13 protein-coding genes are annotated in these 13046 nt (G+C 45.9%); 4 read left to right on the top strand and 9 right to left on the bottom strand.

Annotation, left to right across the window (positions count from 1 at the left end; genetic code table 11):
* Positions 1-83: 83 nt before the first annotated feature.
* The 3 genes from ACOV1R_RS06265 to ACOV1R_RS06255 form a co-directional block, all read right to left on the bottom strand.
* A complete protein-coding gene (locus ACOV1R_RS06265) occupies positions 84-2213 on the bottom strand; it encodes a cation:proton antiporter (protein ID WP_003643985.1) in 2130 nt (709 codons plus the stop codon).
* A 33-nt stretch (positions 2214-2246) separates the two neighbouring features.
* Positions 2247-3155 (bottom strand): UDP-N-acetylmuramate dehydrogenase, encoded by a 909-nt coding sequence (gene murB / locus ACOV1R_RS06260; RefSeq protein ID WP_053267134.1) that lies wholly within the window; start codon positions 3153-3155, stop codon positions 2247-2249.
* Between the two features lie 171 nt (positions 3156-3326).
* Complete coding sequence (locus tag ACOV1R_RS06255; protein WP_128485079.1) at positions 3327-4229, bottom strand: Gfo/Idh/MocA family protein; 903 nt, start codon at positions 4227-4229, stop codon at positions 3327-3329.
* Between the two features lie 321 nt (positions 4230-4550).
* Here ACOV1R_RS06255 and ACOV1R_RS06250 point away from each other — a divergent pair, with 321 nt between their 5' ends.
* Positions 4551-5315 (top strand): exodeoxyribonuclease III, encoded by a 765-nt coding sequence (locus tag ACOV1R_RS06250; protein WP_021356695.1) that lies wholly within the window; start codon positions 4551-4553, stop codon positions 5313-5315.
* 62 nt (positions 5316-5377) lie between these two features.
* The gene (locus tag ACOV1R_RS06245; RefSeq protein WP_003645814.1) at positions 5378-5914 is read left to right on the top strand and encodes a 3'-5' exonuclease; all 537 of its coding nucleotides are present in this window, start codon (positions 5378-5380) and stop codon (positions 5912-5914) included.
* Between the two features lie 223 nt (positions 5915-6137).
* Here ACOV1R_RS06245 and ACOV1R_RS06240 read toward each other — a convergent pair whose 3' ends face one another.
* The 4 genes from ACOV1R_RS06240 to ACOV1R_RS06225 all read right to left on the bottom strand — a co-directional run bounded on the left by ACOV1R_RS06240 (position 6138) and on the right by ACOV1R_RS06225 (position 8923).
* The gene (locus tag ACOV1R_RS06240) at positions 6138-6653 is read right to left on the bottom strand and encodes a GNAT family N-acetyltransferase (RefSeq protein WP_003641062.1); all 516 of its coding nucleotides are present in this window, start codon (positions 6651-6653) and stop codon (positions 6138-6140) included.
* 5 nt (positions 6654-6658) lie between these two features.
* Positions 6659-7120 carry a tRNA (adenosine(37)-N6)-threonylcarbamoyltransferase complex ATPase subunit type 1 TsaE gene (gene tsaE / locus ACOV1R_RS06235; protein WP_003643982.1) on the bottom strand — a complete coding sequence of 154 codons (462 nt, stop codon included), beginning with the start codon at positions 7118-7120 and terminating at the stop codon, positions 6659-6661.
* A 109-nt stretch (positions 7121-7229) separates the two neighbouring features.
* Positions 7230-8207, bottom strand: coding sequence for a phosphate acetyltransferase (gene pta, locus ACOV1R_RS06230; RefSeq protein WP_021357040.1), 978 nt, complete (start codon positions 8205-8207; stop codon positions 7230-7232).
* A 23-nt stretch (positions 8208-8230) separates the two neighbouring features.
* Positions 8231-8923 carry a uracil-DNA glycosylase gene (locus ACOV1R_RS06225; protein ID WP_015825217.1) on the bottom strand — a complete coding sequence of 231 codons (693 nt, stop codon included), beginning with the start codon at positions 8921-8923 and terminating at the stop codon, positions 8231-8233.
* Positions 8924-9038: 115 nt separating this feature from the next.
* Between ACOV1R_RS06225 and ACOV1R_RS06220 the strand changes: the two genes are divergently transcribed.
* Positions 9039-9908 (top strand): Cof-type HAD-IIB family hydrolase, encoded by an 870-nt coding sequence (locus ACOV1R_RS06220; RefSeq protein ID WP_003641058.1) that lies wholly within the window; start codon positions 9039-9041, stop codon positions 9906-9908.
* Positions 9909-9931: 23 nt separating this feature from the next.
* Entirely contained in the window at positions 9932-10495 is a 564-nt protein-coding gene (locus ACOV1R_RS06215; RefSeq protein WP_003641057.1) for an LURP-one-related/scramblase family protein, read from the top strand.
* 273 nt (positions 10496-10768) lie between these two features.
* On the opposite strand, the gene ACOV1R_RS06210 is transcribed toward ACOV1R_RS06215, so the two are convergent.
* Both ACOV1R_RS06210 and ACOV1R_RS06205 read right to left on the bottom strand, forming a co-directional pair.
* Positions 10769-11503 (bottom strand): amino acid ABC transporter ATP-binding protein, encoded by a 735-nt coding sequence (locus ACOV1R_RS06210; protein WP_003641056.1) that lies wholly within the window; start codon positions 11501-11503, stop codon positions 10769-10771.
* A 2-nt stretch (positions 11504-11505) separates the two neighbouring features.
* Positions 11506-12942, bottom strand: coding sequence for an amino acid ABC transporter substrate-binding protein/permease (locus tag ACOV1R_RS06205; protein ID WP_003643977.1), 1437 nt, complete (start codon positions 12940-12942; stop codon positions 11506-11508).
* Positions 12943-13046 lie beyond the last annotated feature (104 nt).

Here is a 13046-nt window from a genome sequence, read left to right as displayed (position 1 = left end):
TTTGCAAACCTAACCATTCACCGTCAATACTACTCTAACATCATTATAACCTAGAACTACTGATTTACAATCTAAAAAGTTAACTAATCTTCATCGGCCTCAATATCATTGAGCATCAATAAGTTCTCCGAGTAATTAATGAACTGCCGTAACTTTGCCGCGGTGCGTAAACTAATTTGTCCACTCTCTAACAAATGCTGTACACCCGCACGTTCGGCACCAAGACTCTTGATGCGTAGTCCATGCAGCTGTTGTTCATAATCATCACGTGATAACGTGTGATCATTTTTCGCATTCTCGATGCGATTCCGGTAATGAACGATCAAGTGATACAGAGCCTGGCGATCAAACTGTTGCTCATCAACGTTGGCCTGTTTGAGATACTGCGACAACGCTTTAATAGCAGCTTTAGAAGCTTCACGCTGAATATCCAACAACGCCACTCGTAATTCTTCGCTATCGCCAGGTGCTAACCATAGTCGAATCCCTTGCATTGCACGCGTCAACAACAACCGTAATGAGCGCAGTGTCGGAAGCCCCTGTCGATGTGTCGCCTGTAAGAAACGTTGTTCGCGCCGATCGACACGCCGCAAGTAGACCTGTCCAGCTAACTTACTAGTTTGTTTATTGGCAATCATTTCTCTAACTGCTGCCCGTTCACCATTCAGTGCCACTAAGCGAAGTTCCAATTCATCTGTCAGCATCGGCGCCAACTCATCCGCAGTCTGCGACGCCACTTCTAGACGCCGAATCTGAAACTGCTGGTCCAGGATCAAATCATAGGCCGCACGTTGGTTAGCTGGCCGCCGATGTTCTTCAATATTTTGAATCGCTAACTGTAAGATATAAATGCGGGCTTGCTTGTATGTTAACTGTGGTAATTGCCCACTGCTATCATCACCGTCATCCGTTCCGTCTGCCAAGACCGCGTCGTCTTCATCCGGACTGGATCCCCGAGTAACAAAGGGGAGTGATTTGGCCGCCATCAATGGCAAAATAGCCGCAGCAGCAACTAAACTTACAATGATGACTCCAGCTGCAATGAACAGTACGAGCGCACGTTCCGGAAAGGCTTTGCCCGAGGCCACCACGGTTGGAATCGTGAAGACCCCAGCCATCGTAATGGCCCCCCGCACACCTGATAAACCGGACAATGCTGCAATTCTGAGACTAGGTTTGGCCTTCTTGTGATGTCGTAACCAGTTGAACAACATGTAAGCGTATGTCCAAGCAACCCGAATCAGTAACAAAATCCCCCAGACGATTAAAACGTCAAAGACCGCATGAAACGTATTTGTATGCGCGCCTTTAATGGTTGCTTGCGTTGCTGCCGGCAATTCAATACCAAGAATCAGGAAGACGATCCCATTCAATAAGTAAACAACCACGTTCCAGACCCGTTCCGTCACTAATCGTAATTCCGGCGCATCTTCACTTTCATGTGAATTTTGCAAGTGCGATAATACCCCGGCCGCAACAACGGCGACAACACCGGACGCGTGGAACCATTCTTCAGCAATGAAATAAATTGCAAACGGCGTGAGAATCTGTAACACCACGTTGAACACGATATCGTTGATACCCTCTCGTCGTAACACGTCCCGAATGAGTTGAATGATCGTGATCAGCGCCAGCCCAACGGCCAAACCGACCAGACTAATATAGAAGAAATCCCCAACAGCTTCACCGAGTACAAACGTACCGGTAACCGCTGCTGCTAACGCATATTTGAACCCAATTAACCCACTCGCATCATTAATCAGGCTTTCGCCACTGACCAAGTGCAAAATTTCTTTAGGTAACTTGACCCCTTCCGAGATCGACTGCACGGCAATCGGATCAGTTGGCGATAAAATGGCCGCCAACGCGATTCCAACAGCGAGCGGAATCGTTGGGATCAATACGTGAATCAAAAAGCCACCGAGGATGGTGGTAATAAAGACGAGGACGATTGCATTCGCAAAAATTGCCCCGCGTAGTTCCCATAATTCCTGTTTTGGAAATTCTCTGCCATCGTTGTACAGCATGGGCGCAATAAAGACGAGCATAAACCAATCCGTTTGCAATTTTACCTGTACATTTAATAATAAAGCCACTCCTAGACCCAGCCCGACTTGAATTAAACTGACCGGGATTGCGACTAGATAGTGGCTCAATACATTCGACAGCAGCACTAAACATGCCAGTAAAATCACTAATTCGATAATCGGCATCTAGTGGTTGCCCCCTTTGTTAAATTGACATAACTAACCTTGAACGACGTCTTCACCAATGATTCGGACTTCCGTCTGAAGATGGACGCCAAACCGTTCAAATACAACTTTCTGGACGTAGTGAATCATATCCATATAATCGGTCGCTGTAGCGTGATCGACATTGATAATAAAACCCGCGTGTTTCTTAGAAACTTCAGCACCACCGATTCGATGGCCCTGTAAGCCAGCATCATGAATCAGTTTACCAGTAAAATACCCAGTTGGTCGCTTAAAAACACTCCCGCATGATGGCCATTCCAACGGTTGTTTGGCTGCTCGCAACGTATTCAATTCGTCCATCCGCGCTTGAATCTTGGTCTGATTACCTGGCTTGAGACCAAACGTCACCGATACGACAATATCATCATAGTCCTGGATCGTACTGTGCCGATAGCCAAAATCTAATTCGTCATGATCCAGGGTTTTAAGCTGACCCGCTGGCGTCAAAACCGTCACCGTTTCAACAACTTCACTCATTTCGCCGCCGTACGCACCGGCATTCATGAAAATCGCACCCCCGACACTACCGGGAATCCCAGCTGCGAATTCGAAACCAGTCAAGCTAGCCCCACAAGCAACCTTAGTCGTCGCAATAATTGCGGCACCCGCTTCAGCAACAACTTTGGTGCCACTCGCATGAATTTGCTTCATGCGGGTGAGAATGATCGTTAATCCACGGATACCACCATCTTTGACAATCAAATTACTGGCATTACCAATCACGGTTAGTGGTAAATTTTGCTCATTGGCAAACGTAATCAGAGCTTTCGTCTCGCTGATTGACTTTGGAAACGCAACGTAATCGGCGGGACCGCCTGTTTTAGTATTCGTATAATGACTTAGTGATTCATTTTTTTTAATTTCGATGGCTGGAAAAGTGGCCAAGACATCTTTGGTCATGGTGAAAAGTTCCTTTCGTGTTTCGATTTAATTCACTTACGTTAATAATCACTTTAACCGCATAGCGTTTTTAATTTAGGCCGACGTATCAAGCACCGCAGCATTGAAACGCTATTGAAACGATATAATCAGGTTGAAATTTGTAAGCCTATCAGTTAATTCTAGCACTTTTTAATCACTTAATAAATGACGGCACACCGCGTGACTGGTAATTGCGCCAGTTGGGGCGACTGGATTAGGCCCGTGCGTTGTTACCGCCGTCAGAAAAGCACGGATCAGCGGTGCAAATCCTCGCTTTTCCAATGTCGGTGTCCAATCCCGAAAAGCCGTCGTGGTAGTTGTTGCCGTCGTCATCACGGTTTTAGTACTTAAATCAGTCACAGACGCACGTTGCCCCGTCGTTTGGACTGTCACTTGTTCCAGGTTGACCCCACCGTACATATTCGTGATAACTTCTAATTGCTCATGAGCCGTCTGCACCGTCAAATAGCCTTGCGCCAAAGCGCCAGTTGCCGTCGTCGTCAACCGACCACTAGTGTGTTCAAGTGGTTCATCTAACAAGAATAGCCCCGTATCGACCATGTGGATCATCAGGTCGAAAACCGCCGTTTCAGGATCTTGACTACCCACTTCGCGAACCTTTTCAGCCACTAACATCCGTTTGTCAGGCAATGCCTTCAATTGCTGATTAAAAGGAGCAAAACGCCGATTAAACCCACAAGTCAATAACAGGTGCCGCGCCGCAGCCAAATCATACAAACTTTGGACCACCTGAAGATCAGTCGCGACTGGCTTATCGACATAAACGTGAATCCCAGCTAATAACAACTGCTTGATGATTGCTGCATGCGTGTCCGTGGGAGTATGCACAAATACGGCCGCCGGTTTAACTGCCATTAATTCCTCAAGGGTCGCATGGGTGTGTTGAAACCCATACATCGTCGCTAGTTGTGCTCGTTTTTCCGGATTACGCGTCGTTAGATGAAATTCATACTGGTCTTGCATCGCCGCCATGACGGGTAAATACGCCTTTTGAGCAATGTTACCTAAACCAATGACCCCAATTTTTAACATCGATATTCCTCCAATTTTATCATCAATCTTCTTTTAGCTACTACTGATTGCTCCGTGGCACACTGATTTAAATCATTCAGCGTCCAATTCATGCCAGTGATTGTTAGCTGGAAAAACGTGCCATCACTGAAAGCCAAAGATACCCGCTCGGACGCGCTGAAACTAGGCCAACCAAAGACACCAGCATGCTTTGTCACCCTATCGCACATCTATCCGCCGTGTCTGGCTTTAATCACGGCGCACTGATTCAATTGTCATTAAAATAACCAGTGGCTGCCGTGTTACAATATGAGTAAATTACTTGAAAGGTCTGAAACTCACGTGAAACTTATCTCTTGGAACGTTAATGGACTGCGTGCTGCTGTCAAACACGGCTTTGTCACGACTTTTAATGAGCTCGATGCCGACTTTTTCTGTGTACAAGAAACGAAATTACAGGCGGGCCAAATTGAACTGGACTTCCCAGGTTATTATCAATACTGGAACTATGCCGAGCGCAAGGGTTATTCGGGTACGGCGATTTTTACCAAACACAAGCCGCTCAATGTAACTTATGGTATCGGTGTACCAGAATTCGATGACGAAGGTCGCGTCATCACCCTTGAATATGCGGACTACTACGTCTTGACGTGTTACACTCCTAATTCAGGCGGTGAATTAAAACGTCTCGACTATCGGCAACAGTGGGAAGATGCTTTTCTCACATATATTAACAGTTTGAGTGCCAACAAGCCGTTGATCTTTTGTGGTGATCTTAACGTGGCCCACGAAAACATCGACTTGAAGAACTGGCGTAGCAATCACCATAGTGCCGGCTTCACTGACGAAGAACGGACCAAGTTTGACCGCCTCCTTGCAGCGGGCTATACCGACACATTCCGGCATTTCTATCCTGACCAAACCGACATTTACTCATGGTGGAGTTATCGTGGGCATGCACGTGACAACAATTCTGGTTGGCGAATTGACTACTTTATTACGTCACAGCAATTAGACAGTCAGCTCCTAAACGCCCGCATTCATAATGAAATTTTTGGTTCTGATCACTGTCCAGTGGAACTCGATATTATCCTTCCGAACCATTAACTTGAAAATTAACGAGATTCTTTGTACGATAATCCTATTCTTTAGAAACGGTGGTGGCAACTTTGAACTTTGTCGCAATGGACTTTGAAACGGCGAACGCGAAACGCGACAGTGCTTGTTCACTGGCGCTAACGGTTGTCCGTAATAACCAAATCAGCGATGAATTTTACACACTCATCAAACCGGAGAGCGATTTTTTCTGGCGGAACGTCCAAATTCATGGGATTCATGAAGCAGATGTCGCAGACGCGCCCAAGTTTCCAGACGTTTGGCAACACATTGCACCATTCTTCCAACGCGACCGCCTCGTAATTGCGCACAACGCGCCTTTTGATATTGGTGTGTTACGCAATACGCTTGCCCACTACGGCATCAGCGCGCCGGAGTACCTATCCATGGATACCGTCAAGACCAGTCAACGGTTCTATCCAGAATTGCCTAATCACAAGCTGGATACAGTCTGTCAAGCACTGGATATCGACCTGCAGCATCATCATAATGCACTAGATGACAGCCTAGCTTGCGCCAACATTTTACTCACCGAAGCGCAAGCTTTTGGAACTGAGCAACTCAAACCTTTCGTTCGCGTTCAGGGTTAAAATTAAATTTATGCAAGTCCAGCAATAAGATGCTGGACTTTTTTGTTTACGCATCGCTACCGATTATCAATACTCGTAGACAGCTTATCAATTCCCCCAACCGACTGGGAGATGAGCCAATCATTCACAAGCCGTCGCCGGTTAGGCCTGGTTCGTCAACGCTTAAATTCCGGCCCATCTACTATCAGAACCTGTTTGCCGTCAGTTCAGCGAATCCCGGATTTCAAACCCAGATTCCCATATCAATAGCTGGAACCCGTTTGCCGGTTGGGTCAACGACATCATAGCTCGTTGCCGTACAATTTTCGAACCCAAGATGCTGGTACAGCTTAACGGCACGCACATTTCGTAACTGGACCGTCAACACGAGGCGTTCCAATGAGCTATAGTTACGCGCCCAATCTAAGACTTCCTCAATCAAAGCAGTCCCCAGACCCATGCCCCAAAATTCTTTAAGTACCGCTACGCCAACTTCACCTTGCGCCGCACTAAAATCCGTACTAGCTTGCACGGTGCTCACACCAATCAACCGTGAATCTAATGTCGCAACGAAAATAATGTTGGTCGTTGTGCCATTGATACGCTCAATTTGCGCCTGTTCATCCGTTTCGCTCAAATCCTCAATGCCCTCATCAACAGTGAAAGTATTACTTTCACGTCCGAGCTGAGCGAGTAGCGCTAATAATTGTGCTGCATCCGCGACTTCAGCAGGCCGTACATCAACAACTTCTTCTGCCATGGTTGTCACTCCTTCAATTGATCAACCAGTCGTTGATAGTGTTCACCAATGGGCTTGAAGGTTATTACCCGCTGGTCATCGGCATCAGTGTCCCGGCTAATTGCAATTCGCAAGTAAGTCGTCGGTAAGAGGTCGGCAATAAACTGTGACCATTCCACAACACTAACGCCATCACCATCAAAGTATTCATCTAAGCCTAAATCTTCCGCACCGCCATCTTCCAAGCGGTAAACATCCATATGATAGAGCGGTAGTCGCCCCTGACGATATTCCCGGATGAGCGTAAAAGTCGGACTCTTAACGTTATTAGGAATGCCCAGGCTTTTTGCTAACCCCTTTGTAAAAGTTGTCTTACCAGCACCTAAATCACCATCTAGTAAGATTAAATCACCAGGTTGCACTAATTGGCCAAGTTTGGCCCCGATTGCCATGGTTGCTTCCGGCGACGTTACCGTGATTGATTCCATATTCTTCCAACTCCTCATCCAAATTAACTGTTCTTATTATAGAAAAAACGAAGGAAACTTCAAAGTACAAGCTCTGAAGTTTCCCTCGTTTAACAAACTAAGTGACCGTTTAAGCTAATCCTTGGGCTGCTGTAATAATCGCAACCTTATAAACGTCTTCTTCACTGCATCCACGTGACAAGTCGGAGACCGGCTTGTTCAGGCCTTGCAAGACAGGACCCACCGCTTCAAAATGACCAAATCGTTGCGCAATCTTATAGCCAATATTACCAGACTGAAGCTCTGGAAATACAAAGACATTGGCATGACCAGCTACTTTGGAACCAGGAGCCTTTTGCAAACCAACTTTTTCAACGAAGGCCGCGTCAAATTGAAGTTCACCATCGATAGCCAATTCCGGTTCAGCAGCTTGCGCCTTGGCCGTTGCTTCTTGCACTTTAGTGACCATTTCACCCTTAGCCGAACCCTTAGTTGAGAAGCTGAGCATCGCAACTTTCGGGTCAATATCGAAGACCTTAGCAGTAGCCGCACTCTGAGTGGCAATTTCCGCTAACGTATCGGCATCGGGATCAATATTGATGGCACAGTCAGCAAAGACGTAGCGTTCCTCACCCTTTTGCATGATAAATGCACCCGAGATTCGGTGTGAACCGGGCTTGGTCTTAATAATTTGTAACGCTGGCCGTACCGTATCACCAGTTGGATGGATTGCACCTGAAACCATCCCATCCGCTTTGCCCATATAAACGAGCATCGTGCCAAAGTAGTTTTCATCTTCCAGCATTTTAGCCGCTTGTTCTGGCGTATTCTTACCTTTCCGCCGTTCAACGAGGGCATCAAGCATTGTTTGCTTATCTTCAGCCGGGTATGTCGCAGGATCAAGGACTTGAACGCCTGTTAAATCCGCATTCAAATCGTTAGCCACAGCCTGAACTTTGTCCGTTGCACCTAAAACAATCGGCTTAACCAAGCCGTCTGCAGCTAATCGCGCTGCCGCACCGACAATTCGGGGTTCAGTTCCTTCAGGGAAAACAATTGTTTGATCTTTACCAGTAATTTTTTGTGCTAATGACTCAAATAAATCCATGTGATAACCCTCCAATAAATTAATTAATGCTCAAGATTGACGTGCTCTGGTAACTGCCAATTGATTGGCTGTTCGCCGAAGGATGTTAACGCAATGTTCGTTTTTGAAAATGGTTTGGACCCAAAGAATCCGCGATAAGCTGAAAGCGGACTCGGATGAGGTGCTTGTAGCACGACATTCGTCTGGGTATCAATCAGCTTAATCTTGGACCGAGCCGCCTTACCCCACAAGATAAAGACAACCGGCGTCGATCGTTCCGATAAACGCTGAATGGCAACGTCCGTAAGTCGTTCCCAGCCCTTACCAGCGTGTGAAAAGGCCACACCATTTTGAACAGTCAGCACGGAGTTCAATAACAAGACTCCCTGCTTGGCCCAACTTTCCAAGTAACCGTGGTTGACGGGCGTACACCCAACATCATTTTGCAATTCTTTATAGATATTGACTAGTGATGGGGGCACTGCCACGCCCGGTAACACTGAAAAACTCAGTCCGTGTGCCTGACCAGGACCATGATACGGATCCTGACCTAAAATAACGACCTTCGTGTCAGCAAATGGCGTCCATTCAAAGGCCTGAAAAATATTATACATATCTGGGTGAATATTTTTCGTTCGGTATTCATTTTTCAAAAATTCGTGTAATTGGTGGTAATACGGCTTCTCAAACTCTGGTTTTAAGACGTCCCACCAGTCCGTGTGAATAAACGCTTTCATCCTTAACACCTCTCGTTTTATTGTATCATAACCAAAACCACTAATGATAATAATTCTGTATTCAGACGTAAACATGTTAGAATGTAATTATTAAAACAACTAAGGATGTGACAACATGATTTCGATTATCGCCTCTGATATGGACGGAACGTTACTCAACAATGAAATGGTCGTTTCCGATTTTAACGCTAATGCCATCCGTCAAGCACAACAGCAAGGCGTGCACTTTATCGTCTCCACCGGCCGCCGATTTTCTGAAGCTCAGCCACTACTGGCCGCTCAAGGCATCACGGCACCCTTGATTACGTTAAACGGTGCCGAAGTATACGACGCTTCTGGCAAAATGCTCGACATGGTGCCCATAACCAATAGCGTGGCCCGCACCGTTTTTCACACGCTAACCTCACAAGGTTACTATTTTGAAGTCGTAGGCAACGATGGTATTTACTCTAACAGTAAAGCCAAGCGAATCGAACAAATTGCACATCTCCTAACTAACCTGAATCCAGATACAACGTTCAAAATTGCGGTATCGCTCGCGTCAGCCCGCTTAGAACTTATGGACATCAATTACGTGGACAACTATAACGAGTTATTGGATGATCCGACTAAGCATGTCATGAAGATTATCGCTTTCAGCGAAGAAGGGCCCGCTAAGCTAAAACCCCTTAGTGATGAAATTCTGGCAAAACATTCGTCCCTCAAAATCACATCTTCATCCGCATCAAATATCGAAATCAATAATATTAATGCGCAAAAAGGGATTGCAGTCGAGCGCTATGCGAATATGCTGAATACCCCAATGAGCGATGTCATGGCGATTGGTGATAATAATAATGACGTCTCCATGCTCGAATTAGCTGGCGTAAGTTACGCTATGGGTAATGCCAGTCCCGAAGTCAAACAGTTGGCCCGCTATATCACTGATACAAATGTCAACGATGGTGTCGGCAAAGCAATCTTAGAAGTGCTTGCCAAACAATAGTTTCCGGAAAACGGAGGTTGAAGATGCGTAAATTATATTTCAGCCGCAATAGCTTCGCCCAAGGTGCCCGGATTGTTCGCGATGCGCACAACCAATCTCACTATCTCTTAGTTGGTCGGTGGGGGCGGCGCCAAGACGCGCTCAGTTTATACGCGATCCAAGGTGAGCTACTTGCCGAAATTCGACAAACAACCCTCGGATTGTTGCCAAAATTCGATTTATACTATAACCGTCAAAACGTCGGTTCTATTAGTAAAACGCTGGGCTTCTGGCATGAAATGCTCTATGTTCGCAAGCTTCGCTGGATTATCATGGGAAGCTTGAGTGCCGAAAACTACCGCGTTTATCATGGTACTGAATTAATCATGACGATGCGACCAGTTGTCACCACTAACGGTGAAGCATTTGAATTAGCAATTACTGATCAATCCACAGAACCACTGTGTATTTGCATTGCGGCGATCCTGGATCACTGGCAAAAGCCGACCAACCGCGCGCGGACACCAGTTGCGAAAAAGGGACTCAATGTTAGCTTTGGTGAAAGTAATTATACATTGACACCCCGTAATAAGGTGCCCCAACACTAAATAGGACTAGCCATAAAACAACGGCCACCCCTGTTTCGGGATGACCGTTGTTTTTAGTTAAGTTGGCATAACTAGTTTGCCAGCTTAACACCCTATCAAAGTTGACGTGCCGCTCAAGTTGCCCATATCACGGTATTCACTAGTTAATCGTCCTCAGAGCAACACCGCTTCATCTGCTATGCAAGCACGTTACTACAGAATAGGCGCGCCAAGAATTAAACCAATTCTTAGCGCGCCTATTTGACGGGTTATTTTATTATGACCAGCCGATACTTAAACGTTGATCACTTTTTGTAAGAAATCTTGTAACCGGGGACTTTGTGGGTGTTCGAATACATCCTCAGGCTTCCCCGTTTCTTGAATCAACCCATCCGCCATAAAGACGACCCGGTCGGCCACTTCCTTGGCAAAGCCCATTTCGTGCGTGACCACAATCATCGTCATACCATCTGCGGCTAATTTCTTCATAACATCCAACACATCCCCGACCATTTCGGGATCCAGTGCTGAAGTTGGTTCATCAAACAACATGATTTTCGGATGCATGGCTAGCGCTCGAGCGATGGCCACCCGCTGCTTTTGCCCACCAGACAAGGACTTAGGCATGGCATCCGCCTTATCGGACAAGCCGACCGTAGCAAGTAAGTCACGCGCCGTTTTCTCAGCTTCCTGTTGACTTTCCTTTTTGAGTTGAGTCGGTGCTAAGGTAATATTTTGTAACACTGATAGGTGTGGAAATAAGTTAAAGTGTTGGAACACCATCCCAATATTTTCACGGACCAAATTAATGTTAGTCCCCTTGTCAGAAAGATCGTAACCGCTAATGACAACTTGCCCTTGTGTTGGAACTTCCAAGTCATTTAAGCAGCGTAAAAACGTACTCTTACCAGAACCAGATGGTCCAATCATGCAGACTACTTCGTTATCTTGAACTTCAAGGTTTAACCCTTTCAAGACTTCGTTATCGCCGTAGCTTTTATGCAAATCTTTGACAATTACTTTCGCCATGCTTAGTTAATCCTCCTTTGAACCCAGTTAGATAACCATGTTAATAACGTAATGATAATCAGATAAATAATCGCAATCATTAACCAAATCTTAAAGCCTTCGAAGTTCCGGGCAATAATCAACGTCCCAGTTTGGGTTAATTCAACGATCCCAATAACGGATAGAATTGACGTATCCTTCAGCGTGATAATAAATTGGTTAATGAACGACGGAATCATGATTCGAATTCCTTGGGGCATAATAACCTTGCGCATGGCCGTCCAGTATGGCAACCCGAGTGAACGGGCCGCCTCCATTTGACCATCGTCGACCGCGGCAAAGCCCCCCTTAACAAAGGCTCCGGTATAGGCCCCTTCGTTAAGCATCAACGTAATCATCCCAGCAACGAACGCGGGAATCTTAAAGCCGTGCCCAATCAGGTCTGGGAACCCAATGTAAATAAAGAAGGCCAACACCATCAATGGCATCCCACGGAAAATATAAATAATCGTACTGGAGATGGCCGGACCAAGTTTACCCGGCATAACGCCTAAGACCCCAAGAATCAGTCCGAGGATCGTCGCTAAAATAATTGAAATAACCGTTAATTCCAAGGTCATCCATAACCCTGAGCCAATCGTATCCAAGTTTTGGGTGAACAAGCCAATAAAGGTCCGACTGCTTGCGTCTTCACCCGTTAAGGATGCTTCACTAGACTTCAAGTACTTGTTAATGATCTTTTTGTAAGTACCATCCGCTTTAATCGCTTTGAGACCCGCGTTAAATTTCTTTAACAGTTCCGCGTTTTTACCTTTTTTAACCGCGAAACCATAGTCGCCGGCCTCGTGTTGCTTGGAAACAATCTTCAACGCGATGCCATTCTTGATTCCGTATGACATCACGGGATAGTCTTCAAAACAAGCAGCCGAGTTGCCGACCTTAACATCGTTATACATGTTATTCGAGTCATTGAAATACTTGATTTTGAAGCCGTACTTGCTCTGAATCGACTTCGCATAGGTTGCACCAGCTGTCCCCGTTTTAAGGGCCACGGTCTTACCTTTCAAATCTTTAAACGTTTTGACCTTGCTATCTTTAGCCACGGCCATGACCACCCCGGAAGTATAGTAAGCGTCTGAAAAATCAAACGTCTGCTTCCGTTCAGCCGTAATATTCATTCCGGCAATCACCCCGTCAACTTGGTTCGCACTAAGCTGCTGAACGGCGGCACCAAAACTAAGCGCTTTTAATTTATAATTGAAATTTTCTTTTTTGGCAATTGCCTTCAAAATATCGATATCAATTCCCTTATACTTACCACCCTTGACCTGAAATTCGAACGGCGCAAAGGTTGTATCCGTCGCAATCGTATACGTCTTAGCCTGGGCCTGGGTACCAATCGCAAACCAGCTTCCCAACGCTGCTAACAACATGACAACTGCAACTTGCCACTTTCTCATCGACGAGACCTCCTCAAATAGTTTACTGGAACGGTATGTCATAAAATATAACATAATTCATGTCTCGCGACCAATCCAATTTTTTATACTTTTTTAATTTAGCT

Source organism: Lactiplantibacillus sp. YT640, assembly GCF_049745435.1.
Lineage (GTDB): Bacteria > Bacillota > Bacilli > Lactobacillales > Lactobacillaceae > Lactiplantibacillus > Lactiplantibacillus plantarum.
Note: the sequence above shows the minus strand (reverse complement) of the source record. Positions and strands in the feature narration are given on the sequence as shown.

Bases quoted from the DNA above. Each gene is read 5' to 3' on its own strand.
- ACOV1R_RS06265 (WP_003643985.1), bottom strand. From the start codon at position 2,213: ATGCCGATTATCGAATTAGTGATTTTACTGGCATGTTTAGTGCTGCTG.
- murB (WP_053267134.1), bottom strand. From the start codon at position 3,155: ATGACCAAAGATGTCTTGGCCACTTTTCCAGCCATCGAAATTAAAAAA.
- ACOV1R_RS06255 (WP_128485079.1), bottom strand. From the start codon at position 4,229: ATGTTAAAAATTGGGGTCATTGGTTTAGGTAACATTGCTCAAAAGGCG.
- ACOV1R_RS06240 (WP_003641062.1), bottom strand. From the start codon at position 6,653: ATGGCAGAAGAAGTTGTTGATGTACGGCCTGCTGAAGTCGCGGATGCA.
- tsaE (WP_003643982.1), bottom strand. From the start codon at position 7,120: ATGGAATCAATCACGGTAACGTCGCCGGAAGCAACCATGGCAATCGGG.
- pta (WP_021357040.1), bottom strand. From the start codon at position 8,207: ATGGATTTATTTGAGTCATTAGCACAAAAAATTACTGGTAAAGATCAA.
- ACOV1R_RS06225 (WP_015825217.1), bottom strand. From the start codon at position 8,923: ATGAAAGCGTTTATTCACACGGACTGGTGGGACGTCTTAAAACCAGAG.
- ACOV1R_RS06220 (WP_003641058.1), top strand. From the start codon at position 9,039: ATGATTTCGATTATCGCCTCTGATATGGACGGAACGTTACTCAACAAT.
- ACOV1R_RS06215 (WP_003641057.1), top strand. From the start codon at position 9,932: ATGCGTAAATTATATTTCAGCCGCAATAGCTTCGCCCAAGGTGCCCGG.
- ACOV1R_RS06210 (WP_003641056.1), bottom strand. From the start codon at position 11,503: ATGGCGAAAGTAATTGTCAAAGATTTGCATAAAAGCTACGGCGATAAC.
- ACOV1R_RS06205 (WP_003643977.1), bottom strand. From the start codon at position 12,942: ATGAGAAAGTGGCAAGTTGCAGTTGTCATGTTGTTAGCAGCGTTGGGA.